The 23,284-nt window shown below is 63.1% G+C and carries 21 protein-coding genes; 6 read left to right on the forward strand and 15 right to left on the reverse strand.

Annotated features, from left to right (window positions below; translation table 11 throughout):
* Nucleotides 1–98: 98 nt before the first annotated feature.
* Together NKI64_RS13925 and pepN are read right to left on the reverse strand one after the other, a co-directional pair.
* The gene (locus NKI64_RS13925) at nucleotides 99–2,420 is read right to left on the reverse strand and encodes a PAS domain-containing sensor histidine kinase (protein ID WP_023684522.1); all 2,322 of its coding nucleotides are present in this window, start codon (nucleotides 2,418–2,420) and stop codon (nucleotides 99–101) included.
* A gap of 310 nt (nucleotides 2,421–2,730) precedes the next feature.
* On the reverse strand, nucleotides 2,731–5,370 hold the full coding sequence (gene pepN / locus NKI64_RS13930; RefSeq protein WP_352668415.1) for an aminopeptidase N: 2,640 nt from the start codon (nucleotides 5,368–5,370) through the stop codon (nucleotides 2,731–2,733).
* A 37-nt stretch (nucleotides 5,371–5,407) separates the two neighbouring features.
* Between pepN and NKI64_RS13935 the strand changes: the two genes are divergently transcribed.
* Nucleotides 5,408–5,620 (forward strand): hypothetical protein, encoded by a 213-nt coding sequence (locus NKI64_RS13935; protein WP_155922471.1) that lies wholly within the window; start codon nucleotides 5,408–5,410, stop codon nucleotides 5,618–5,620.
* A 170-nt stretch (nucleotides 5,621–5,790) separates the two neighbouring features.
* Nucleotides 5,791–6,693 carry a DMT family transporter gene (locus NKI64_RS13940; protein WP_023670192.1) on the forward strand — a complete coding sequence of 301 codons (903 nt, stop codon included), beginning with the start codon at nucleotides 5,791–5,793 and terminating at the stop codon, nucleotides 6,691–6,693.
* 19 nt (nucleotides 6,694–6,712) lie between these two features.
* On the opposite strand, the gene NKI64_RS13945 is transcribed toward NKI64_RS13940, so the two are convergent.
* The 3 genes from NKI64_RS13945 to NKI64_RS13955 form a co-directional block, all read right to left on the reverse strand.
* Nucleotides 6,713–7,525, reverse strand: a complete 813-nt coding sequence (locus tag NKI64_RS13945; RefSeq protein ID WP_023670193.1) for a helix-turn-helix domain-containing protein — start codon at nucleotides 7,523–7,525, stop codon at nucleotides 6,713–6,715.
* Nucleotides 7,526–7,758: 233 nt separating this feature from the next.
* Nucleotides 7,759–8,637: a uracil-DNA glycosylase gene (locus tag NKI64_RS13950; protein WP_023670194.1), complete on the reverse strand. Its 879-nt coding sequence runs from the start codon at nucleotides 8,635–8,637 to the stop codon at nucleotides 7,759–7,761.
* Nucleotides 8,638–8,778: 141 nt separating this feature from the next.
* A complete protein-coding gene (locus NKI64_RS13955; RefSeq protein ID WP_023698594.1) occupies nucleotides 8,779–9,333 on the reverse strand; it encodes a hypothetical protein in 555 nt (184 codons plus the stop codon).
* A gap of 303 nt (nucleotides 9,334–9,636) precedes the next feature.
* Here NKI64_RS13955 and NKI64_RS13960 point away from each other — a divergent pair, with 303 nt between their 5' ends.
* Together NKI64_RS13960 and NKI64_RS13965 are read left to right on the forward strand one after the other, a co-directional pair.
* Nucleotides 9,637–11,316, forward strand: coding sequence for an electron transfer flavoprotein-ubiquinone oxidoreductase (locus tag NKI64_RS13960; protein ID WP_023732013.1), 1,680 nt, complete (start codon nucleotides 9,637–9,639; stop codon nucleotides 11,314–11,316).
* Nucleotides 11,317–11,459: 143 nt separating this feature from the next.
* Nucleotides 11,460–12,059, forward strand: coding sequence for a DUF922 domain-containing protein (locus NKI64_RS13965; RefSeq protein ID WP_023826787.1), 600 nt, complete (start codon nucleotides 11,460–11,462; stop codon nucleotides 12,057–12,059).
* A 25-nt stretch (nucleotides 12,060–12,084) separates the two neighbouring features.
* Here NKI64_RS13965 and NKI64_RS13970 read toward each other — a convergent pair whose 3' ends face one another.
* The 5 genes from NKI64_RS13970 to NKI64_RS13990 all read right to left on the reverse strand — a co-directional run bounded on the left by NKI64_RS13970 (nucleotide 12,085) and on the right by NKI64_RS13990 (nucleotide 15,931).
* Entirely contained in the window at nucleotides 12,085–13,098 is a 1,014-nt protein-coding gene (locus NKI64_RS13970; RefSeq protein WP_156933752.1) for an endonuclease/exonuclease/phosphatase family protein, read from the reverse strand.
* Nucleotides 13,099–13,238: 140 nt separating this feature from the next.
* Complete coding sequence (locus NKI64_RS13975; RefSeq protein ID WP_023731828.1) at nucleotides 13,239–14,699, reverse strand: AMP nucleosidase; 1,461 nt, start codon at nucleotides 14,697–14,699, stop codon at nucleotides 13,239–13,241.
* Between the two features lie 277 nt (nucleotides 14,700–14,976).
* Nucleotides 14,977–15,171: a hypothetical protein gene (locus tag NKI64_RS13980; RefSeq protein WP_023670200.1), complete on the reverse strand. Its 195-nt coding sequence runs from the start codon at nucleotides 15,169–15,171 to the stop codon at nucleotides 14,977–14,979.
* Nucleotides 15,172–15,210: 39 nt separating this feature from the next.
* Complete coding sequence (locus NKI64_RS13985; protein WP_023670201.1) at nucleotides 15,211–15,363, reverse strand: hypothetical protein; 153 nt, start codon at nucleotides 15,361–15,363, stop codon at nucleotides 15,211–15,213.
* A gap of 226 nt (nucleotides 15,364–15,589) precedes the next feature.
* The gene (locus tag NKI64_RS13990) at nucleotides 15,590–15,931 is read right to left on the reverse strand and encodes a DUF2147 domain-containing protein (protein WP_023670202.1); all 342 of its coding nucleotides are present in this window, start codon (nucleotides 15,929–15,931) and stop codon (nucleotides 15,590–15,592) included.
* A gap of 440 nt (nucleotides 15,932–16,371) precedes the next feature.
* On the opposite strand from NKI64_RS13990, the gene NKI64_RS13995 reads away from it, so the two are divergent.
* Together NKI64_RS13995 and NKI64_RS14000 are read left to right on the forward strand one after the other, a co-directional pair.
* Entirely contained in the window at nucleotides 16,372–16,638 is a 267-nt protein-coding gene (locus NKI64_RS13995; RefSeq protein WP_006199745.1) for an SEL1-like repeat protein, read from the forward strand.
* Between the two features lie 386 nt (nucleotides 16,639–17,024).
* Nucleotides 17,025–18,146, forward strand: coding sequence for an ABC transporter substrate-binding protein (locus NKI64_RS14000; RefSeq protein WP_023670204.1), 1,122 nt, complete (start codon nucleotides 17,025–17,027; stop codon nucleotides 18,144–18,146).
* A 61-nt stretch (nucleotides 18,147–18,207) separates the two neighbouring features.
* Here NKI64_RS14000 and NKI64_RS14005 read toward each other — a convergent pair whose 3' ends face one another.
* The 5 genes from NKI64_RS14005 to NKI64_RS14025 all read right to left on the reverse strand — a co-directional run bounded on the left by NKI64_RS14005 (nucleotide 18,208) and on the right by NKI64_RS14025 (nucleotide 23,277).
* The gene (locus NKI64_RS14005; protein WP_352668419.1) at nucleotides 18,208–20,169 is read right to left on the reverse strand and encodes an acetyl/propionyl/methylcrotonyl-CoA carboxylase subunit alpha; all 1,962 of its coding nucleotides are present in this window, start codon (nucleotides 20,167–20,169) and stop codon (nucleotides 18,208–18,210) included.
* A 49-nt stretch (nucleotides 20,170–20,218) separates the two neighbouring features.
* Nucleotides 20,219–20,596, reverse strand: coding sequence for a hypothetical protein (locus NKI64_RS14010; protein ID WP_023670206.1), 378 nt, complete (start codon nucleotides 20,594–20,596; stop codon nucleotides 20,219–20,221).
* A gap of 45 nt (nucleotides 20,597–20,641) precedes the next feature.
* Nucleotides 20,642–21,016, reverse strand: coding sequence for a hypothetical protein (locus NKI64_RS14015; protein WP_023670207.1), 375 nt, complete (start codon nucleotides 21,014–21,016; stop codon nucleotides 20,642–20,644).
* Between the two features lie 120 nt (nucleotides 21,017–21,136).
* Nucleotides 21,137–21,667, reverse strand: coding sequence for an O-acetyl-ADP-ribose deacetylase (locus NKI64_RS14020; protein WP_023687264.1), 531 nt, complete (start codon nucleotides 21,665–21,667; stop codon nucleotides 21,137–21,139).
* A 2-nt stretch (nucleotides 21,668–21,669) separates the two neighbouring features.
* A complete protein-coding gene (locus NKI64_RS14025) occupies nucleotides 21,670–23,277 on the reverse strand; it encodes a carboxyl transferase domain-containing protein (RefSeq protein ID WP_352668422.1) in 1,608 nt (535 codons plus the stop codon).
* Nucleotides 23,278–23,284 lie beyond the last annotated feature (7 nt).

Consider the following 23,284-nt stretch of genomic DNA (forward strand, 5'->3'; position numbering starts at 1 on the left):
GATTGTGGCTCCGGCGGCGAAGCCGCCGGAGTCCTTACATGACCGCGCCTACTCAGTCCTTGAACGCAGCGGAGAGCACCGCTGGCATTGGCGGGCCGTCAGGCCGCCGCCTTCACCGCCGGTTGCGCCTTCTTCACCGGGATGCGCACCGACACGATCGTGCCGACGCCTTCGGTCGAGCGGATTTTCAGCGCTCCTCCTTGCAACTCGGCCAGCGAGCGCGAGATGGCAAGGCCGAGGCCGGAACCGGCGTGGTTCTTCGAAAACTGGTTCTGCACCTGTTCGAAGGGGCGGCCAAGCTTGCTCAGTGCCTCCTTCGGAATGCCGCAGCCATTGTCCTCGATGGTCAGCACCAGCGCGCCTGACGTGTTGCGGGCGCGCACCGAGATATGGCCGCCCTGGCCGGTGAACTTCACCGCATTCGACAGCAGATTGATGGCGATCTGCTTGATCGCCCGGCGGTCGGCGAACAGCGTCATCGTATCGGCGATGCGGGTTTCGACCGTGATCGATTTCTCCGCCGCCTGCAGCGAGATCACCCGCACCGTCTCGCGGATCAGCGGGCAGAGATCGATTTCCTCGCGGTCCACCGAGAATTGGCCGGCTTCGATCTTCGACATATCGAGTATGTCGTTGATGACGCCGAGCAGATATTTGCCGCTGCCGTTGATGTCGTTGGCATATTCCTCGTAGCGCGGCGAACCGAGCGGCCCGAACAGGCCTTGTTCCATCAGTTCGGAGAACCCGATGATGGCGTTGAGCGGCGTGCGCAGCTCGTGCGACATGTTGGCCAGGAATTCGGATTTGGCCCGATTGGCGGCCTCGGCGCGCTCGGTTTCCTTCATATATTCGCGGTTGAGCTCGACCAGTTCCTTGGCGCGCTCTTCCTCGGCCCGGCGGGCGAGGCTGAGGTCGTGGATGGTCGCCATCAGCCGGCGCTCGCTGTCGACCAGCTTTTCCTGGTGCAGCTTGATCTGGGTGATGTCGGAGCCGACGGAGACCGTGCCGCCGTCCCGGGTCCTCAGTTCGTTGACCTGCAGCCAGCGGCCGTCGGAGAGCTGCCGCTCGAAGGTTGCGCCCCCTTGCGGCCCGTTGGTGTTGGCCAGCCGCCGTTCAGAGGCGAAGGCCAGCATGCGCTCTTCAAGCACGGCGCGCGCAGCGCCCGGCATGACGTCGCGGTCCGACAGGCCGTTGTCCTTCTGGTATTTGGAATTGCACATGATCAGGCGCTGGGCGGCATCCCACAGCACGAAGGACTCGTTGATGTTTTCGATCGCGGTCCGCAGGCGCAGGTCGGCCGCCTCCGAGCGCAGCGCCAGATGCCGCTGCTCGGTGACGTCGACGGCAATGCCGATCAGCTGGATCTCAGGCGCTTCCGGGTCGATCACCTGGGCCCTGGCGCGCATCCACACCCACTGGCCGTCGGCGTGACGCATCCGGAACACCTGGTCGATATGGTCGATCTCGCGCTCGACGATTTTGTTGGCCAGCTCGAACAGGTCGCCGTCCTCGGGGTGGATGATGTCGTCGACCTCGCCGAACGACAGCATCGAGTTGCAGGGCTCGTAGCCCAGCATGTCGTACATCGAGCGCGACCAGTACATCTTGCCGCGCACCATGTCCCAGTCCCACAGGCCGCAGCGACCGCGAACCAGCGCCATGTCGATGCGCTGATGGGCTTCGAGATAGATGCGGTCGGCTGTCTGGGCGCGCGATGCCTGGCCGAAATAGGCGTAGAGGATGATGATCAGCACGCCGGCTGTCAGCACAAACAGCGTGACGTTGAGCGAGACGGTCTTGCGCCAGTTGTCGAACGCCGCTTCCTGCGGCACCAGCACGGCGGCGGCGTTCTTGCGGTCCCGGGTCAGGCTCACCGCCGCGTACCAGTCCTGGCCGCCGATGCTGACATCCATGACCCCGGCGCGGTCGCCGAACATGAACAGCGGCTGGCCGTCCAGCACCAGGCTGTCCAGCGATCGCCCTTGCCAGCCGGTCGACAGCGGCGACACGGCAATGATCTTGAAGGCGCTGTCGGTGATCACAAGCACATGGCTTCTGCCCATGGCGCCCTGGCGGCTCGTGCTTTCCAGAAGATCAATTGCACCGCTGGATGCCGCGGTCGGGTCGGCCGAGATTGCGTTCGCCATCTGGCCGGCGGCGAGACCTAGCACCGCCTTGCCATCGCGCTCGGCCTCGTCGCGCTCGTTCATCAGCGACAGCACGCGCAGTGCGGCGATGACGATCAGGAAGATGATGATGAGAGCCGGTATCGAACGGCGCAGAAGGGGTTCGGCAGCCAGGAGCCGCCGGTAGGCTGGTTCAGCGATGAGCCGCGTATTGCCGGCGAGGCCGTCGCCTCGCGCCTTGCGCCGCTCAAAAGCCGTCCCTTCGGGCGCGCCCCACGCGTCCGCCTTGGCCATAAATGGCACTCCCCGAATTTCCGTACGCTTGACGATCCGGCAACACCGCACATCCGAATCGTCTGTAAAGAATCAAAGGTGATTCGCCTTGTCCAGAGGCGCGGCCGAAAAACATTAAAAATTGATTGAAATAACGCTGAAATCCCTCCCCTTGAGGGGAGGGTGGCCCGAAGGGCCGGGTGGGGTCCTCGGCGAAGCGCTCGACTCTCTCAATCACGGTCGAAGTTGGTCGAGGTCGCGCACTGCCGCAACGACCCCACCCGTCCATCCGCCTTCGGCGGCTGTCCACCGTCCCCTCAAGGGGGAGGGATCAGGCCAGCGTTCGCTCCACAATGTCCCGCAAATCCGCCGACAGGTTCTCGGCACCGGCGATGGCCAGCAGCGCTTCCCTGGCCTTGGCTTGCCTGCCCGGCTCCAGCGAGCGCCACGAGCGCAGCGCTGTCGCCAGCCTGGCCGCCACTTGCGGATTGCGTTTTTCAACCTCGAGTACGGTCTGGGTAAAAAACCGGTAGCCTTCGCCATCGGCGCGGTGGAAGCCGGTCTGGTTGGCGCTGGCGAATGTGCCGACCAGCGAGCGCACCCGGTTCGGATTGGCCATCGAGAAAGCTGCGTGGCCAGTCAGCTCGCGTACCGTGTCGACTGTCCGGCGTCCCGGCACGCTGGCCTGGATCTGGAACCATTTGTCCATGACCAGCGGATCGGCGCCATAACGCGCCTCGAAATCGGCCAGCGCCTTGATCGCCTCCGGCGAACCGTCATGGCGGTGCGCAAGGACGGTCAGCGCTGCGGCGCGGTCGGTCATGTTGGTCGCGGTTTCGAAATGCCGGGCGGCGAGCGCAGCACCTTTCGGCAGCAGCGAGAGGTAGTCGAGCAGGATGTTGCGCAGCGCGCGGCGTCCCGCACTTGCCGCGTCGGGGCTGAACGGCCCGTCGCCGGCGAGGCGGCCGTATAGGTCGGTGAACGTTTGCTGATTGGCGCGCGCGATTGCCAGCGCCAACGCCTCGCGAGCGGCGAAGATGGCGTCGGGATCGATGTTCGTGCCGATGTCGCGGGCAATGTCGGCCTCGCCCGGAAGTGACAGCGCCAGCGCCCGGTAGGCAGGTTCCAGGGTCTCGTCGCCGGCGATCTTGCCGGCAAGTCCGGTCAGCCTGGCGGTGAAAGCCGGCTTCGCGCCGCCGAGGATCTGGCGGAAGGCCGCTATCAGCGCATCGGTGAGCAGCGTGTTGAACGCCTGCCAGCGCGCGAAGGCATCGCTGTCATGGCCGGCGAGGAAGAACTGGTCGTCGGCCTTCTGCTCGACCGAAAGTGTGATCGGCGCCGAAAAGCCGCGATTGAGCGACACCGCCGGCCGCTCGGCGACGCCTGAGAAGCGCACCATATGTCGGCGCTTGCGGATATGGATGACACCGTCTTCGACGGTGGCGCCTTCGACGCCGCCATAGGCGACCGGTTCGCCGCCGGCGCCGACCAAGCCAAAGGCGAGCGGAATGTGCATCAGGCGCTTGCGGCTCTCCGACGGTGTCGGCGGCACCGACTGCTCGATCTCGAGCGTAAACTCGCGCGTCGCCGGATTGTGCGTCGAACTGACGGTCAGGTTCGGCGTGCCCGCCTGGTGATACCAGAGCGCGAACTGCGACAGGTCTCGCCCGGAGACGTCCTCGAACACCTTCAGGAAGTCCTCGATCGTCGCGGCCTCGCCGTCATGGCGCTCGAAATAGAGATCCATGCCGGCGCGGAAAGCCTCGGCCCCGAGGATAGTGCGGATCATGCGCACGACTTCCGAGCCTTTTTCGTAGACGGTCGCCGTGTAGAAATTGTTGATCTCGCGGTAGCGGCGCGGCCGCACCGGATGCGCCAGCGGTCCCTGGTCCTCGGGGAACTGGTGTGCCCTCAGCGTGCGCACTTCGGCGATGCGCTTGACCGCGCGCGAGCGCTGGTCGGCGGAGAATTCGTGGTCGCGAAAAACCGTCAGCCCTTCTTTCAGGCAGAGCTGGAACCAATCGCGGCAGGTGATCCTGTTGCCGGTCCAGTTGTGGAAATACTCATGCGCGATGATCGCCTCGATATTGGCGAAATCGGCATCGGTGGCGGTTTCCCGGTCGGCCAGCACATATTTGTCGTTGAAGATATTGAGGCCCTTGTTCTCCATGGCCCCCATGTTGAAGTCGGAAACGGCGACGATGTTGAAGACGTCGAGGTCGTATTCGCGGCCGAAGGCCTGCTCGTCCCATTGCATCGAGCGCTTCAGCGCATCCATGGCGTAGCCGGCAAGCCCCTCCTTGCCTGGCTCGACATAGATGCCGAGTTCGACCTCGCGCCCGGACATGGTGACGAAACTGTCCGCAACCTTGCCGAGATTGCCGGCCACGAGCGCAAACAGATAGGACGGCTTGGGGAAGGGGTCGTCCCAGACTGCAAAGTGCCAGCCGTCGGCAAGCGCGCCGCTTTCGACCGGATTGCCGTTGGAAAGCAACAGCGGCGCTTCGTCCAGCCTCGCCTCGATACGCACGGTATAGACCGACAGGATGTCGGGGCGGTCGAGGAAATAGGTGATGCGGCGAAAGCCCTCGGCCTCGCATTGCGTGCAATAGACATTGCTGGAGCGGTAGAGGCCCATCAGCGCCTCATTGCTGGCCGGCGCGATCTCGGTCTCGAGCAGCAGCTGGAAACGGGCCGGCGGCCTCAAAATGGTCAGCTGGTCCGGCGTGGCGAGATACTCGGCCGGGGCAAGCTCGCGACCGTCGATGGCAATGCGCTTGAGCACCAGCCCGTCGCCGTCCAGCACCAGCGACGTCGAGGCGGCGGCGCCATCGCGGCGTTCGATCGTCAGCACTGCGGTGACACGCGTTGCGTCTGGCGAAAGGCGGAAGGTGAGGCCGGTTTGCGGGATGGAAAAGTCGTTGGGGCGGTAGTCTTCGAGCTTGAAGACCTGGCCGGTATCGGTTCGCATTCCCTTGGGTTTCCCTGTCGCTATCGGAGCCGCTGACGTGTCCTGGCCCATTAAATCTAAAGTTGCGCGCTCTTTACACGAAACGGTCACTCGACAAAACTGCGCCAATGCCTATTTCGGGGCGTTCCCCTTCCGCCATTATCGTGAGGCCTTGATGACCGTCGTCACATCGAAGTTCGGCATGGGCGCCTGTGTACCGCGTCGTTCGACGCGCATCTCAGCGGAGATCCGGGAAGCAACAAAACAGTGAAAGCCGGGCCTGGAGACGAAGCGGGCGGGAAACTGTCCGATCATCCCGGCGCGCATCGGCCCAAAAATCAATGTCGATTTTTGGAAAGCACGATGCGCAGATTTAAAGTGTCAGAGCGTCCTTTACGCGTCGAAGACGACGCGCGGCGCTCTAATGTTCTCACCGGGATCATGCTCAAGGTCATGTCGGTGGCAGTCTTTGTCGGCATGCAAACCTGCATCAAGGCCGCCGGCACTTTGCCGGCCGGCCAGATCGTCTTCTTCCGCTCCTTCTTCGCCATCTTCCCGATCATCGTCTTCCTGGCCTTCAAGAGAAAACTCGGTACGGCGTTCGCCACCAAACGCCCGCTGAACCACATTGCGCGCGGTGTCGTCGGCGTTTGCGCCATGGGGCTCGGCTTCTTCGCGCTGACCCGGCTGCCGCTGCCGGAAGCGATCACGCTGAACTATGCCCAGCCTTTGCTGGTGGTGGTGTTCTCTTCGCTGTTCCTCGGCGAAGCTATCCGCGTCTATCGCTGGAGCGCGGTTGCGGTCGGTCTGGTCGGCGTGCTGATCATCTCGTGGCCGGAGCTGACGCTGCTCACGTCGGGCGCCGCGCTCGGCGACCAGGAGGTGCTGGGCGTCATCGCTGCTCTCTTCTCAGCGGCAATCTCCGCCAATGCCATCCTGCTCGTGCGCAATCTGGTTCAGACCGAACGGACAGCGACCATTGTGTTGTGGTTTTCGGCGACGGCGAGCGTCATGGCGCTGTTTTCGCTGCCTTTCGGCTGGCAGGCGCTGACGCTATTGCAGACCGGCCTTCTGGTCGCCGCAGGCTTCTGCGGCGGGCTGGCGCAGATCCTGATGACGGCAGCCTATCGCCACGCCGAGGCCTCGGTGGTGGCGCCGTTCGAATACACCTCGATGATCCTCGGTGTCGTCGTCGGCTATTTCGCCTTTGGCGATATCGCCACCATCAACACGCTCGTCGGCGGTGTGATCGTCGTTGCCGCCGGCATGTTCATCATCTGGCGCGAGCGCCAACTCGGCCTGGAACGCACCCGAACGCGCAAGGCAGCGCCACCACAGGGGTGAGGAGGTCCGCGGGGTTGGCTCAGTTAGCTTCCGCACGTTCCTTCGCCAGCCGCACCAGCACCGCTCGCGTCTGCTCGTCGGCCGGGAAGAAAGACTCGATCGCCAGTTCCGACAGCGTCACGTCAAGCGGCGTGCCGAAGACAGTGATGGTGCTGATGAAGGACAGCACCTGGTCGCCATGCGCCAGCCGCAGCGGATGGACGATGCCGTTGGGCTCGACCGGCACCGGCCGCGCACCCTTGAGCCCGGACGGATAGGTTCGCAATTCGCGCTCCAGCTCGACCAGGACGGGATCGCCGGCGGCATCGTTCTGGTGTTTCAGCCGCTCCAGCAGATGCGCCCGCCATTCCGCGAGATTGACGATGCGCGGTGCGATGCCGTTCGGGTGCAGGCTGAGGCGCAGCACATTGACCGGCGGCTGGAGCAGCGACGGCTCGGCAACATCGGCCAGAAACGGGCCGATGGCGGCATTGGCGGAAATCAGGTTCCAGTGCCGGTCGACGGCCAGGGCGGGGAACGGCTCATGCCCTTTGAGCACGCTCTCGACCGCGGCAAGCGCCGGCGCCAGCGTCGCATCTGTGAGTGGCCGCTCGCTGAAGCTCGGGGCAAAGCCGGCAGCCAGCAACAGCTGATTACGCTGCCGCAGCGGAATCTCAAGCTGCTCGGCCAGATGCAGCACCATCTCGCGCGAGGGCGCGGCGCGGCCGCTTTCGACGAAGGAGAGATGACGCTGGGAAATCTCAGCCTCCATTGCGAGATCAAGCTGGCTCATGCGCCGGCGCGTGCGCCATTCGCGGATCAGGCTGCCGGCGGAGGTTTGGGCTGTTGTCATCGGGCAGGATTAAGGCGGCGGGAGAGGGATTTCAATTACGTCGGAGGTTATAGCGGAGGCCGAGGCGAAATCTTCTCCCCCTTTGAGGGGGAGATGGCCGGCAGGCCAGAAGGGGTTCGACGGGATGCGACCTTCTTACGGAAATGGACGTTGGCGCTCCACGCGCAACGACCCCACAGTCGCCTTCGGCGACATCTCCCCCTCCAAGGGCCCTCAAGGGGGAGATCAGCTAGCTAGCCCACCTCTCGCAACTTCGCTTTCACCTCGAGAAAATCCCGCCACGCCAGTTTCTTGTGCGCCGGCGTCCGCAAGAGATAGGCCGGGTGCAACGTCGGCATGGCCGGAATGGCAGTGCCCGACACCGTCGTGTGCACCTGCCAATTGCCGCGCAGGCGCAGGATGCCCTCGGTAGTGTTGAGCAGGGTTTTGGCCGAAGGGCCGCCGAGATTGACCAGCACCTTCGGATTGACCAGCTCTATCTGCCGCTCGATGAAGGGACGGCAGATTTCGGTCTCGTGCGGCGTCGGCGTGCGGTTGCCGGGTGGCCGCCAGGGAATGACGTTGGCGATATAGACCGAAGTCCGGTCAAGCCCGATCGCCGCCAGCATGCGGTCGAGCAGCCGGCCCGAGCGGCCGACGAAGGGCAGGCCCTCAATATCCTCGTCGCGGCCGGGCGCCTCGCCGACCAACATCACCGAACCTTCCGGATTGCCGTCGGCAAAGACCAGGTTCTTGGCGGTGAATTTGAGGTTGCAGCCATCGAACGACGCCATGTGCTGGCGCAGTTCGTCGAGCGTCGAGGCACTTGCCGCCATTTGCCGGGCCAGGGCCGCCTGTGCCTCGTCGGGCACCGTCGCCATGGCCGGAACGGAACGCGCCGGCGCGTCCGGCACCCGGCTTGCGTCCAGCCCGGGGCTGGCGGCGGCTTGTTCCGGAAACTTGTTTTCGCGAGGCGGCGCGGCAGGCGCCGTTGTGCGCTCGGGGCGCTTCGGTGCTGCCCCGGCAAACCGGTTCACCGGCGCGTCCTCCAACGCTTCGTCGACACCGGCAGAGGCGTAGAAGGCGAGCAACTCGGCCAGGTCGGATCGGTTGTTGGGGGAGGCGGCAGTCATACCGGGCACATTCGTCCGCCGAGAGACGATTTGCAAGGTTGGGCGGTTAGTAATCTCCCCCTCAAGGAGGGAGATTACGCGCTCGTCGGCTTTCGCCAATCACGAAGGGCATTTCGTGGCGATTTTCACGGCGTCTGCCGCTTACCCCGTCGGTATCCGCGGATCCTGCACCAGATAGAACGTCCAGCGCGGCGTGTAGTCGGTGATCAGAAACTCGAAGCGTCCCCTCTTCAGCGGGTCGATCTGTCCACTCTTGAACAAGAGCCGGTCATAGGGTTCGAAATCGCGGTCGAAATCGGCGTACGCGCTCGACAGGATGTTGTCGGGCGTCTTGTTGCGCTGGTCGAAGGACAGGCCGTCGCCGAACACGCTCGGCTGGTTGAGTATCTCCTGCAGCTCGAACTGGAATTCAACCCAGGCCTGGCCGCTGTTGTTGAGCACCTCGATACGCATGTACAGGATGCCGTTGGCGAATTCGCCGTTGGTGCTGAACGGCTGGATCGGTTTGGTGGTGCGGATGGTGAGCGTCACCGGCGTCGACGAATTCAGCTCCTCGGAGATGACCAACGGATCTTCCTTGGTGCCGGTGCCCGAGGCGCCGGTGATGTGGAAACCGCCAAGCTCGTCGGAAAAGGAATAGGCGCCGGTCGCCCACACCTTCACCGGCTCGGCCTGAGCGCGAACCGGCGTAAGCATTGAAAGGGCGAGAAGGATCGCTCGGCAGGTCCGGCCGGGCGGAAGGGGGAAGCGCGTCAATGAATAGCCGGACGGCGTGCGCATGGAAATAAGTATGGCCGATAAGAGAGCCGTCGAACAATTAAAATATGGGACGCTGAGCGCGGCCGCGCGCAAAACGCTTGCGGCAGAGTTGTCATCCGCGACTTTTTGTCGAAATCGGCATTGTCACGTCAGCGCCGGTTTCCTGTCGCGGATTGATGCGCTATGCAGCGCAGGAGCCAGCAAAATGCCCGGAAACGGTCGGCCAGTGCGGAGGGGTTGATGAGCGAGATCGAACGCGAGAGCATGGAATTCGACGTGGTCATCGTCGGGGCCGGCCCGGCGGGCCTTGCCGCAGCGATCCGTCTCAAGCAGGTCAATCCCGAGCTTTCCGTCGTGGTGTTGGAAAAGGGCGGCGAGGTTGGTGCCCACATTCTGTCAGGCGCCGTCGTCGATCCCATAGGCATCGACCGCCTGTTGCCGGGCTGGCGCGAGGAAGATGGCCACCCCTTCAAGACGCCGGTTACGGCCGACGATTTCCTGGTGCTCGGCCCCGCCGGCTCGTTCCGTCTGCCCAATATCCTGATGCCGCCGCTGATGAGCAATCACGGCAACTACATCGTCTCGCTCGGCAATGTCTGCCGCTGGCTGGCAACCAAGGCTGAAGCGCTAGGCGTCGAAATCTATCCGGGCTTTGCTGCCGTCAGCCTCGTCTACAACGATGCCGGCGCCGTCACGGGCGTCATCACCGGCGACATGGGCGTCGAAAAAGACGGCACACATGGCCCGGGCTTTGCGCCGGGCATGGCGCTGATGGGCAAATACGTGCTGATCGGCGAGGGCGCGCGCGGTTCGCTGTCCAAGCAGCTGATCGCAAAATACAAACTGTCCGACGGCCGTGAGCCCGGCAAATACGGCATCGGCCTCAAGGAGCTGTGGCAGGTCAAGCCCGAGAACCACCGGCCGGGCCTGGTGCAGCACTCCTTCGGCTGGCCGCTCGACCTGAAGACAGGCGGCGGCTCCTTCCTCTACCACCTCGAGGATAACCAGGTCGCGGTCGGCTTCGTCCTGCATCTCAACTACAAGAACCCCTGGCTGTCGCCCTTCGAGGAATTCCAACGCTTCAAGACGCATCCGGCGATATCGCGCACCTTCGAGGGCGCCAAGCGCATCGGCTACGGCGCGCGCGCCATTACCGAAGGCGGCTGGCAGTCGGTGCCGAAACTCTCCTTCCCCGGCGGCGTGCTGATGGGGTGTGCGGCGGGCTTCGTCAACGTGCCGCGCATCAAGGGTTCGCACAATGCGGTGCTGTCCGGCATGCTGGCGGCCGAGCATGTCGCGCAAGCGATCGGCTCCGGCCGCGCCAATGACGAACTGTCGTCTTATGAGGACGCCTGGCGCGCGACCGATATCGGCAAGGATTTGAAGAAGGTCCGCAACGTCAAGCCGCTCTGGTCGCGCTTCGGCACCATTATCGGCGTCGGCCTCGGTGGTCTCGACATGTGGCTGAACACGCTGTTCGGCTTCTCGCCCTTCGGCACGCTGAAACATGGCAAGGCCGATTATGCCACGCTTGAGCCCGCGGCCAAGCACAAGAAGATCGCCTATCCCAAAGCGGACGGCGTGCTGACCTTCGACCGCCTGTCCTCGGTGTTCCTGTCCAACACCAATCACGAGGAAAACGAGCCGGTGCATCTCATCGTCGGCGACATGGAGTTGCAGAAGCGTTCCGAGCATGATGTCTTTGCCGGGCCTTCGACCCGCTATTGCCCGGCCGGTGTTTACGAATGGGTCGACAAGGACGGCAACGCCGCCGCCGATCCGTCTGACAAGGATGTGCGTTTCGTCATCAACGCGCAGAACTGCGTGCACTGCAAGACCTGCGACATCAAGGATCCCAACCAGAACATCAACTGGGTGCCGCCACAAGGCGGCGAAGGCCCGGTCTATCAGGGCATGTGAGCCTCACCGACCGGGGCCGTCTCAACCAGCAAAAATGGCGGCGATGGCCGGGTTTACCAAGGCATGTAAGGCGCTCGGCGCCAAAGATTGTTGAAACCGTCGTCTGCTTGTGGTCTCATTGCCGCGTCCATGGGGAAAATGGCATGCGCGTGCTGGTCTTGTTTTGCGTCGCCGTCGTAAGCGCGGCCTGCGGCGTCGTCGGGACGGCGTCGGCGGGGGTGAAAACCGTCGTCAAGACGCGAACCTATGACATCACCGGCACGACAGGTGCCGGTCTGGTTATCGCCATGAACCGCAGGGGCCCCAAGCACGGTTTCATGACCCACGCCATCGCGCAGACAAGCTACACCGCCGACTGGAGCCTGGACGTGGGTCAGGTCAACGGCGTCTGCCGCCTGCGCCAGGCCAATGGAACGCTCAACATCGCCTACACCTACCCGCGCGTCGCCTCGGCCGTCACGCCGGCGCTGCGCAAACGCTGGAACCGGTTTTTCACAGGCGTTCTCGCTCATGAAGGAACCCATGGCCGTATCGCCGGGCAGATGATGCAGGCTGCCGAGCGGTCGGTTCGCGGCCTGAAATTTGCCAACGATCCGCAATGCAACAAAACGCGCGTCGAAGCCACGCGGCGCTTGCAAGCCACTTCCAAGCTCTATGAGGCAAAACAGATCGCGTTCGACGCGCGCGAGCACAGTGAAGGCGGCCATGTCGAGCGCATCATCGAGGCCTTGGTAGGCTTGTGAAACCGTAAGCCCCGTGGCGTACGATCTAGCCGCCCATGCTGGGCTGGATCAGCGACACAGTCGCGGTAGAATCCTCGTCGACCGGCTTGGTCTCGTCGCGCATCAATGAAAATTCCACCATCACCGGCAGATGGTCGGAGCCGGTCTCTTCCATCTGCGTCGACGACAGGATGGTCACCCCGCCCTTCGAAAACACCTGGTCGATCGGCAGGCCCACATAGCGCCGCAGGAAATCGGGCAGGGTCCGGTGGATCCAGGTCGGTCCGGCCGACGGCATCACGGTCAGTCCGCCGAGCGAGGCAACGCGCCGTACCGCGGCGCTCCACGGCACGGCATTGCAGTCGCCGGCCATGATCGCCGTCTCGCCGAGCGAGGTGAGCGTCTCGGTCAACTCGCCGATCTGCCAGTATTGTTCCTTCGGCCACGGCCAGCTCAAATGGATCGCCGCCACATCGACCGGAGTGCCGCCGAAATCGACGGTGGCGGCCGCCATCGCGCCGCGCGGTTCGCAATGCGGCTCGGTGCCGGCCGCAAAAGGTCGCCGGGACAAAAGCGCCACGCCCCACACGCCGTCGGGATGGGCGCACAGGATGCGATAGGGATAGGCGTTCTCGATATAGCCGAGTTCGGTCGCCCACATGGCCGATACTTCGTCGAGCGTGATCACGTCCGGGTTGGTCCTGGCGATCAGCGAAAGAACCTTCTTGGGTGTCGGATTGTTGAAACGCAGGTTCATCTGCAGCAGCCGGTAGACCGGTTCGTTGCCGGGCGCGGCGTCATTGGCGGCCTGCACCGGCCACAGGCGCGGCAAGGTGCTCAACGTGCTGGCGAAGGCGGCCACGGCCAGCAGCAGGCCCACGCCCGCCTGCAGGCGAAACGAGGTGGCGAGCAGCGGCAGCGCAATCAGCCCCATCAGCACGGCAAAATGGATGCGGAAATGGGCGAAGGAATCGAAGGCCGGATGCAGTGCGCCAAAGAACCCGGCTACAAGCGCGGCCGAGAGGCCGAGCATTGCCAGGAACGCCATTGAAGCCATCATCTTTCGCACGCGTGCCATCAGACCGGGTTTTGCCCATAGACCGGGTAATACATTGCCGAGGTATCAGGCCTTTATCGGCTGAAATGCGGCCCAATCAAGATGACGAAACGCCTCGCGGCAAACATTTATGGCAAGCCGGTCTACTGAAAGGCCGTCTCCGAAAAGCTTCTCAGCTTGCGCGAATGCAACCGTTCCATCGGCATTTCCGCCAGCTTCTCCATCGCCTTGATGCCGATGGTCAGATGCTGCGCCACTTGCCGCTTGTAGAATTCGGTCGCCATGCCGGGCAGCTTCAACTCGCCATGCAGCGGCTTGTCGGAGACGCAAAGCAGCGTGCCGTAGGGCACGCGGAAGCGGAAGCCATTGGCGGCGATCGTGGCCGATTCCATATCGAGCGCGATGGCGCGCGACTGCGACAGCCGCTGCACCGGTCCGCGCTGGTCGCGCAGTTCCCAGTTGCGGTTGTCGATGGTGGCGACGGTGCCGGTGCGCATGATGCGCTTGAGATCGTAGCCGGAAAGTCCGGTGACTTCGGCGACCGCCTCCTGCAGCGCCACCTGGATCTCGGCCAGCGGCGGTATCGGCACCCACACCGGCAGGTCATCGTCCAGCACATGGTCTTCCCGGACATAGGCATGCGCCAGCACATAGTCGCCCAGCGCCTGAGTGTTGCGCAGGCCGGCGCAATGGCCGAGCATCAGCCATGCATGTGGCCGCAGCACCGCGACATGGTCGGTGATCGTCTTGGCGTTGGACGGGCCGACGCCGATGTTGACCATGGTGATGCCGCCATGGTTCGGCTTCTTCAGATGATAGGCTGGCATCTGAGGCAGGCGCGGCGCCGCCACGCCTTCGCTGGGCGCGTTTTGCCCTGCCTTGGTGATGACATTGCCCGGTTCGACGAATTCGGTATAGCCGTGGCCGCCTTCAGCCATCTGGGCCCGCGCTCGGGCGACGAACTCGTCGATGTAGAACTGGTAGTTGGTGAACAGCACGAAGTTCTGGAAATGCTGCGGGCTGGTCGCCGTGTAGTGCGTCATGCGGTGCAGCGAATAGTCGATGCGCTGCGCCGTGAACGGCGCCAGCGGCCTTGGTTCGCCGAACGCGACCTCGAAGGTACCGTTGGCGATCTGGTCGTCGGTGCCGTCGAGATCCGGCACGTCGAACAGGTCGCGGATCGGCCGTTTGATGCGGTCGGCGGCGGCGCCATCGACATGGGTTCCTTCAAGGAACGCGAAATGCAGCGGGATCGGCGTGGTCGATTCCGAAACCGTTACCGGCACGCCGTGATTGCGCATGATCAGGCGAAGCTGCTCTACGAGATAGCGTTCGAACAGCACCGGCTGGGTGATGGTGGTCGAGAAATGCCCGGGGGTCGGCATGTGGCCGTAGGCCTGGCGCGAGTCGATCTGGGTGAACGAATTGGTGGTGACGCCGATCTCCGGGTAGAAGGCGCGGTAGCGCTTGCTTTCGTCGCCGCCGGCGGCAAGCGTGGCAAAGGAGTCGCGCAGAAACTTGGTGTTGCGGTCGTAGAGCACCTGCAAGGCGGCCACGGCCTTTTTGGCGTCGTCGAAGCTCTGCTTGCCGAAAGGCTCCGGCATGACGACCGATTCGATAGCTTGTGGGTAGATTCGCTTTTCCATGGCTCAATATAGAGACTTGAGGCCGCACTTGGGAGGGGAGGGTGGCCGCCAAGTGGTCGATTTATTCGCCCACGCCCAAGGTGTGCTGAGATTCAGGTAAGGCTGAGCCGGAGTCGAGGACGGGCGCGAAGCGACCAAACTGGTTGGCTTCGAGAACCGGAGCGGAGCGTACTCGAAGCATGTGAGCACCAAGGCCGCCACTTGCAGGCCGGCATCACCTTAATACCGGCACACCTTACCCGCGCTGCAGACTGACCAGCAAGACAAAGCCGACGCCATGCTTCTTCGTCGCCGGCGCGTCGATCGTCGTGTCGGCATTGGCCCGCATCATTGGCATGGCCAGGACCGGCGCCGACAGCACGACCAGGACGAGCGCCGCCCGCGGCAGGAGCCGAAGGGTCTGGAGGGCGTTGATGGCGATGCGGTTCATGGCTTTTGCTTTTCTGTTTGGATCTATGTCTTTGTCGTCTCAGGGGCGAAAATGGTTCATGCAATCGAATTGGCAGGAACTGGCTGCATCCCAGGAACGGGCCGGACGGCCGGATTCGGCCACGAGGATGGCGAAGAGCATCCCGAACAGGCTCATCAACAGGCAGACGATGGTGAAGCGGCGAGCGAGCATTTGCGGAGTGTCTCCTTGAACACGCCATCAAAATGCCCTGATGCGACTGAACCGGCGCTGATGCCGACGTTCATCTGCGGTTCAAAGTGATTGACGATGTTTTAGGGAGAGCATCGGTTCGGGTTTGCGCCGCCGCAAACGGCACGGTCGTCGCTATGGCGCGGACCGTCCTGCAAAAGAAAACGGGGCCTGTGAAGGCCCCGTTGGTCAACTCAAAGCAGCAAGATCAGAGCTTGTGCCAGGTCTGGCTCTTGCAGATCAGCCCGCCGAGCACGCAGCCGCTCATCTTGAGCGAGGTGCCCGACAGTGTTGCCTTGCCCGAATAGGTCTTGTCGTTTGCCGGATCGGTGATGTTGCCGGCATATTTGTTGCCCCCGGCCGCCTTGAGCGAACCGATGGTCTTCCCGGCATATTTGCCGGTCTTCAGGGTGATGGAGAATGAACCGCTGCCGCCGATAACTGCTGTGTCGCCGGCTTGTGTCTTCCAATTGCCTTCGATCGGATCGGCCCAGGCCGCACCAGCCATCATCACGGTGGCCGCCAGGGCCAAGCTCACTTTGCGAAACATATCTGTCCTCCCTGGTGTTAGGTGGGGCAGCCGCCTCTCTGCCCCTTACGCAAACGTAAGCTAATCCAGCTCCCGGCAAAACAAAAGCGGGTGCCGCGACGGAAGGTTTCGCAATTTTCATGCGGGGTCGGGAGAGCGCAGCCCGTGAAAATGAAACGATCGAGGCGTTGGCTTTGGTTTGCGTGGTTAGCAGAGTGTTGATCGGCGTCTTGCAAATTTTCGTCAAATCGATCGAAAAACGGCGGGATTGCTGACTTTGTATCCTTAACGAATTTCCGCGTTTACCTCTTGTTTTAGCTTTGTTTTCTCCAAATTAAGCACGCCATTTAACGACGGATTCAAGGCTCGGCCTCATTCTCGGAAGCATCGAAAGAGCGGCTCCCCGGGGAACACCGGGGGACAGAAGAGGCCCGCTCTCGGGAGCCAGACAGGGGAATAAAATGGCACGTTTTGAAATGCTTGAAGCCGGCTTCGGCGCCATGGGGGCAACTGCCCAGGCCGACATTCTTTTCGAACTGGGCATGATGTATGCGACCGGCCGCGATTGCGAGACCGATGTCGTTGCCGCCCACAAATGGTTCAACATCGCCGCCATCAAGGGCTCGGTCCGCGCCGCGGAACTGCGCTCGGAACTGTCGGCCGCAATGTCCAAGGTCGAGATCGCCAAGGCGCTGCGCGAAGCCCGCGAATGGATGACGATGCACTGAGATCGCGAGCAGATTATCGCAGGCAGATTATCGAAAGCAGGGAAGCCCCGGGATCAAGACCGCAAAGACGGTCGGAACCGGTGAAACGACAAGGCCGCGACAAGACGGCCGACCATGAAAGAACAAGAACGCGGCAGGCCGGCACGGTCCAGTCGTGCACAATGGGGACGGCGGGCAGGTTTTCGTGGCGCGGGGGCGCATGGGGACTGCTACGAGCAAAAAGCCACGACCGGCCGGAACAGGCTGGCGTGGCTTTTTGCGTTGATGAGGCCCAATCGAGCGGCGCCGATGCGCCTAGACAGGCCCAATGAAGGATGAAATTGTCCCGCCTTCGGAAAGAAGCGCGGCCAGAGCGGCTGCGCGAGTGTGGGAGGAGTTCTATCACCATGAAAAAAATGGGTATTTTGAGCGCGGCCGTATTTGGCCTGATGATGAGCGCGCCGGTTGCCTTTGCCGATGACATCACCATTTCGGTGGTCGGCCCGATGACCGGACAGCTCGCCACGATCGGCGATCAGTTCAAGCAGGGCGCAACGGCAGCCGCCGATGCGATCAACGCCGCCGGCGGTGTCAACGGCTCGATGATCAAGCTCGACATCGAGGACGACCAGTGCGATCCCAAGCAGGCGGTTTCGGTGGCCAACCGGATCGTTGCCAACAGCGTCAAGTTTATTGACGGCCATGCCTGTTCAGGTTCGAGCATCCCGGCTTCCGCCGTCTACGCCGAGGCCGGCGCGCTGATGATGAGCCCGGCCTCTTCAAATCCCGAGCTGACCGATGCCGCCGCCAAGGCCGGCTGGCCGACGATCATGCGTCTCTATACGCGTGACGACGCGCAGGGCGCCTTCATCGGCCCGTGGATCGCCAAGAAATATGCCGGCAAGAATGTCGTTATCCTGCATGACAAGAGCGCCTACGGTCAGGGCGTTGCCGATGCGGTGAAGGCGACGATGAATGCCGGTGGCCTCAAGGAGATCGACTATGAAGGCATCAATGCCGGCGAGAAGGATTATTCGGCTCTCGTCACCAAGCTGAAGGACCTCAAGGCTGACGTCGTCTATTTCGGCGGCTATCACCCGGAAGCCGGGCTTATCCTGCGTCAGTCGGCCGAGCAGAGCGTTAAGTTCCAGCTGATCATGCCGGACTCGATCGCCTCGCCGGAATTCTGGCAGGTCGCCGGCCCCGCCGGTGAAGGCACCCTGTTCGTCTTCCCGTCGGACCCGCAGGCCAAGCCGGAAGCCAAGGAGGCCATCGCCAAGATCAAGGCGGGCGGCTTCGTGCCGGAAGGCTTTACGCTGTTCTCCTACGCCGTCGTTCAGGCGTTTGCAGAGGGCGTCAAGCGCGCCGGAACGGACGATCCGGTCAAGGTAGCCGAAGCGCTGAAGAACGGCACGCCGTTCAGCACCGTGGTCGGCGACGTGACCTTCGACGAGAAGGGCGATCTGAAGAACGCCAGCTACGACATCAACCAGTGGCATGACGGCAAATACGCGCCGATCGCGCAGTAATCGTCCGCGTACTCACGGAAATGGCCGGGCTTGTCCCGGCCATTTTTCGTTCAAGCCTCGGCTATGCAGCCTCGTCAACGAAGCGCACCAGCACCGTTCCGTCAGTGACCTGCGCGCCCTCGGTGGCGATCTCGGCGATCACGCCGTCATGGCGGGCTGCGATCGTGTGCTCCATCTTCATCGCTTCCAGGATCAACAGCGGCTGGCCCTTGATCACCCTTTCGCCCTTTGCCGCGCGCACCAGCTTGACCATGCCCGGCATCGGCGCGCGCAGGCTGCCGGAAGCGGCGGCCGCCTCGTCGGTTCGCGCCAGCGGATCCGGGACGAGGAAACTGTAGCCGACCGCGCCTTCGAACACCGTGGCGTGACCGGGCCAGCGGGCAAGGCGAGGGGCGGCGCGAAGATCATGCGAATTGACGCTGTCATAGGGCGCGTCCAGCGCCACCTCGAAGCGCCCGTCCGGCCGCACTGAAACACGCGCCAGTATATCGTCCTCGCCATGGCGCAGGCGCGTGCGGCGCGCAATGCTGTGGAAATGCGCATAGCCGGCAAGCGACGACCACGGATCGTTCGACGGCGGCAAAGCACTGGCGCCCGCCGCGGCAAGGGCCGCCGCGGCAACGATCTCGCTGCTCGGCGGGGCCACCGCGGTCAGCGCTTCCTGATGCCTGCCGATCAGGCCGGTATCGACATCACCGGCGGAAAAATCGGCGTCCGCGGCAAGTGCCGCGAGAAACGCGGTGTTGACGGTCGAGCCGGCAATCTCGGTCTGCGACAACGCAGTGCCGAGCGCGTCGAGCGCCGCCTGCCTGTCCTTGGCGTGGACGACCAGCTTGGCGATCATCGGATCGTAGAAGGGCGAGATCGCGTCGCCGGCCCGCACGCCGGTTTCAATGCGCATCGTGGCGCCTTCGGGAGCTTTGTCGGGAAATCTCAGGTGGTGCAGTGTGCCGGTCGCCGGCAGAAACCCTTTCGCCGCGTCCTCGGCATAGATGCGCGCCTCGAAGGCGTGGCCGGAAAGCGTGATTTCGCTCTGCGTCTTCGGCAGCTTTTCGCCGGCGGCTACGCGCAACTGCCATTCGACGAGGTCGGTGCCGGTGACCATTTCGGTGACGGGATGCTCGACCTGCAGGCGGGTGTTCATTTCCATGAACCAGAAACGGTCGGCCTTCAGCCCTTGCGAGGCATCCACGATGAATTCGATGGTGCCGGCGCCCGAATAGCTGATCGCCTTGGCGGCCTTGACCGCCGCTTCCGTCATCGCCTTGCGCAGCGCCGGCGTCATGCCGGGCGCCGGCGCTTCCTCGATCACCTTCTGGTGGCGGCGCTGCGCCGAGCAGTCGCGCTCATAGAGATGCACGGCATTGCCAAAATTGTCGCCGAACACCTGGACCTCGATGTGGCGCGGCTTGTCGACATATTTTTCGACCAGCACGCGGTCGTCGCCGAACGCGGCCTTGGCCTCGCGCCGTGCGCCTGACAGCGCTTCCGAAAAATCTTCGGGATGTTCGACGCGGCGCATGCCCTTGCCGCCGCCGCCTGCGCGCGCCTTGATCAGCACGGGATAGCCGATCTCACGCGCCTTGGACGCCAGCAGCACGATCTCCTGCGCCTCGCCATGATAGCCCGGCACCACCGGCACGCCGGCCTTTTCCATCAGCCGCTTGGCCGCATCCTTCAGCCCCATGGCGCGGATCGAGGCGGCCGACGGGCCGATGAATGTGAGCCCCGCCGCCACCATCTGGTCGACGAAATCGGGGTTTTCCGAGAGGAAGCCGTAGCCGGGGTGGATTGCTTCGGCGCCGGTCGCCAGCGCCGCCGCAACAATCCTGTCGCCGCGCAGATAGCTTTCGCCGACCGGCGAGGAACCGATATGCACTGCCTCGTCGGCCATTTCGACATGCAGGGCCTTGGCATCGGCGTCGGAATAGACGGCGACGGTGCGCACACCGAGCCTGCGTGCGGTGCGGATCACACGGCAGGCGATCTCGCCGCGATTGGCGATCAGGATCTTGGCGAACATGGAGCCTCCCGGGTTTGTCTCGGGCGGCGCCGGTCTGGCAGGAATGAGCCTATTTCGAAGCCGCGATTTTGCAGCCGCCGCTCGCGATCTGAACCTTCCACTTTTTCAGGCCAACCTGACAGCTTCGCAACGCCAACTCTTCCGCGGCCTTCTGAGATGGCGCGTTCAGCCGCGCACCGCAGATGATGTAAAGATCGTCGACGCGCGAGTAGAATGTGGTCGCGTAGGCCGAGTGGCCACTCGCCGCGACATAGGCGTTGTACGACTTCGTGCAGGGCTCCTTTGGATTCAGTGACAACGGAGGCCAGAATCGGGTGTCTCCCTTGCTGCCCGCCAGCGATCCAGCCGCCCCGATACCGGGTGCCGTAAATACGAGCAGGCCGGCAAGCATCGATACAGTAATTCGTTTGATGCGTGTCGATTTCATCTTGTGCCGCCCATTTGAAAAATGCCCAAGCCGATGCTTGTCGGCCTACTTCGATGCCGCAACTTCGCAGCCCGCCCCTGTAATGACCTTGTAATGGCTGCGGGCGGACTCGCAGGATTTCATCGCCCGTTCTTCGGCAGCCTTCTGTGACGGTGCATTCAAGCCCGAGCCGCAGATGATGTACAACGAACGGATCCGGGCATAGGGCGTGGTCGCATAGGCCGAATGGCCGCCGGCGGCCACATAGGCGTTGTAAGCCATGGTGCACTGGTCTTTCGGGCTTTTCGGCAAATACGGATAGAAATGGATGTCGCCTTTGCTTCCCGCCAGCGATGCCGCGGCGCCAACGCCGGGTACCGCAAATATAAGCAAGACTGCAAGTACCGACGCAGTCGTTTTTCCCGAATATTTCGGCCTCATCTTTACCCCATCCCCGTTGCCCAATGCGGGATGAACAATAGCGTCTATTCTCCAGTGCCGCCAGCCTGCTCACCGAAAATTTCTTTTGCGTAGGTGGATGAACCATCTTATCCATGCAGACTAGCATCCTTCAATAGCAGCAACGGCTTGTCGGTATAGTTGAGCTGTTGGCTCGTCGAAGCAGCAGAAAATAACTGTTTCGGGCGTTGAGTTCTGTCCGACGAAGGTACCTGCGATGCCAACGGCAATCTGCGTCGCCTCATTTTTCGGATAACGGTAGATGCCGGTGGAGATCGCCGGAAATGCCACGGTCCGGCAATCCCTGGCGGCGGCGATTTCGAGCGACCTGATATAGCAGGAGGCGAGCAGCCCGGCTTCGCCTTTTCCGCCGCCTTGCCAGACAGGTCCGACCGTGTGGATGATGTAACGTGCCGGCAGGTGATAGCCCTTGGTAAGCTTTGCTTCGCCGACCTTGCAGCCGTTCAGCATCCGGCATTCGAATTCGAGCTCCGGGCCGGCCGCCCGGTGAATGGCGCCGTCGACGCCGCCGCCGCCCAGCAGCGAGGAATTGGCGGCGTTGACGATGGCATCGACCGCAAGCCTGGTGATGTCGCCGGTGTGGACATGTATCCGTTGGCCGAGCTTGCTCATCACTACATCCTGAACACGCCGAACTTCGTTTCCTCGATGTCGGCGTTGAGCGCGGCCGACAGGCTGAGCGCCAGCACCTCGCGCGTTTTCGCCGGGTCGATGATGCCGTCGTCCCATAGCCGCGCCGAGGAGTAGAGCGGATGGCCCTCATGCTCGTATTTCATCAGGATCGGCTTCTTGAATTTCGCTTCCTCGTCCGCGCTCCATTCACCGCCCTTGCGCTCGATTCCCTCGCGCTTGACCACCGCCAGCACGGTCGCCGCCTGTTCGCCGCCCATCACCGAAATGCGCGCATTCGGCCACATCCACAGGAACCGCGGCGAGTAGGCGCGTCCGCACATGCCGTAATTGCCGGCGCCGAACGACCCGCCGATGATCATCGTCACCTTCGGCACCTTGGCGGTGGCAACCGCCATCACCAGCTTGGCGCCGTCCTTGGCGATGCCGCCGGCCTCGTACTTTCGCCCGACCATGAAGCCGGTGATGTTCTGCAGGAAGATCAGCGGGATCTTGCGCTGGCAGCACAGCTCGATGAAATGCGCGCCCTTCACAGCACTTTCGGAAAACAGCACGCCATTGTTGGCAACGATGCCGACCGGCATGCCTTGTAAATGGGCAAAGCCGGTGACCAGCGTGGTGCCGTAATTCTGCTTGAACTCGTCGAACTCGGAGCCATCGACGACGCGCGCGATCACCTCGCGCACATCATAGGGCTGGCGCAGATCCGTCGGCACAATTCCGTAAAGTTCCCGCGCGTCGTGAAGCGGCGGCATGGGTTCCTGTAAGGTCAGGCTTACAGTCTTGCGCCGGTTGAGATTCTTGACGATGCGCCGGCAGATGGCCAGCGCATGTTCGTCGTCCAGCGCATAGTGGTCGGCGACACCGGACAGCCTGGTGTGCACGTCGGCGCCGCCAAGCTCCTCGGCGCTGACATCTTCGCCCGTAGCCGCCTTCACCAGAGGCGGGCCGCCGAGAAAAATGGTCGCCTGGTTGCGCACCATGATCGTTTCGTCCGACATTGCCGGCACATAGGCGCCGCCCGCAGTACATGAGCCCATGACGCAGGCGATCTGCGGAATGCCGGCCGCCGACATGTTGGCCTGGTTGTAGAAGATGCGGCCGAAATGCTCGCGGTCGGGAAACACCTCGTCCTGGTTGGGCAGGTTGGCGCCGCCGCTGTCGACCAGATAGACGCAAGGCAGATTGTTTTGCAGCGCGATCTCCTGCGCGCGCAAATGCTTCTTCACCGTGAGCGGATAATAGGTGCCGCCCTTCACCGTGGCGTCGTTGACCACGACCATCACCTCGGTGCCTTCGACACGGCCGACGCCGGCGATGAGGCCGGCCGAGGAAATCTCCTCGCCATACATGGACCATGCCGCGAACTGGCCGATCTCGAGGAAAGGCGAGCCGGTGTCGAGCAACTGCGCCAGCCGCTCGCGCGGCAACAGCTTGCCGCGCGAAACATGACGCTCGCGCGCCTCCTCCGAGCCACCGCGCTCGACGGTTGCCGCCTTGTCCGCAATGTCGGCAACCAGCGCCCGCATGCGCTCGGCATTGGCGAGGTAGGTTTCGGAGGAGGGCGAGATCTGGGTTTGGAGTACGGCCACATCGGTT

The organism is Mesorhizobium sp. M0478, assembly GCF_040321305.1.
In the GTDB taxonomy this organism is placed as follows: domain Bacteria; phylum Pseudomonadota; class Alphaproteobacteria; order Rhizobiales; family Rhizobiaceae; genus Mesorhizobium.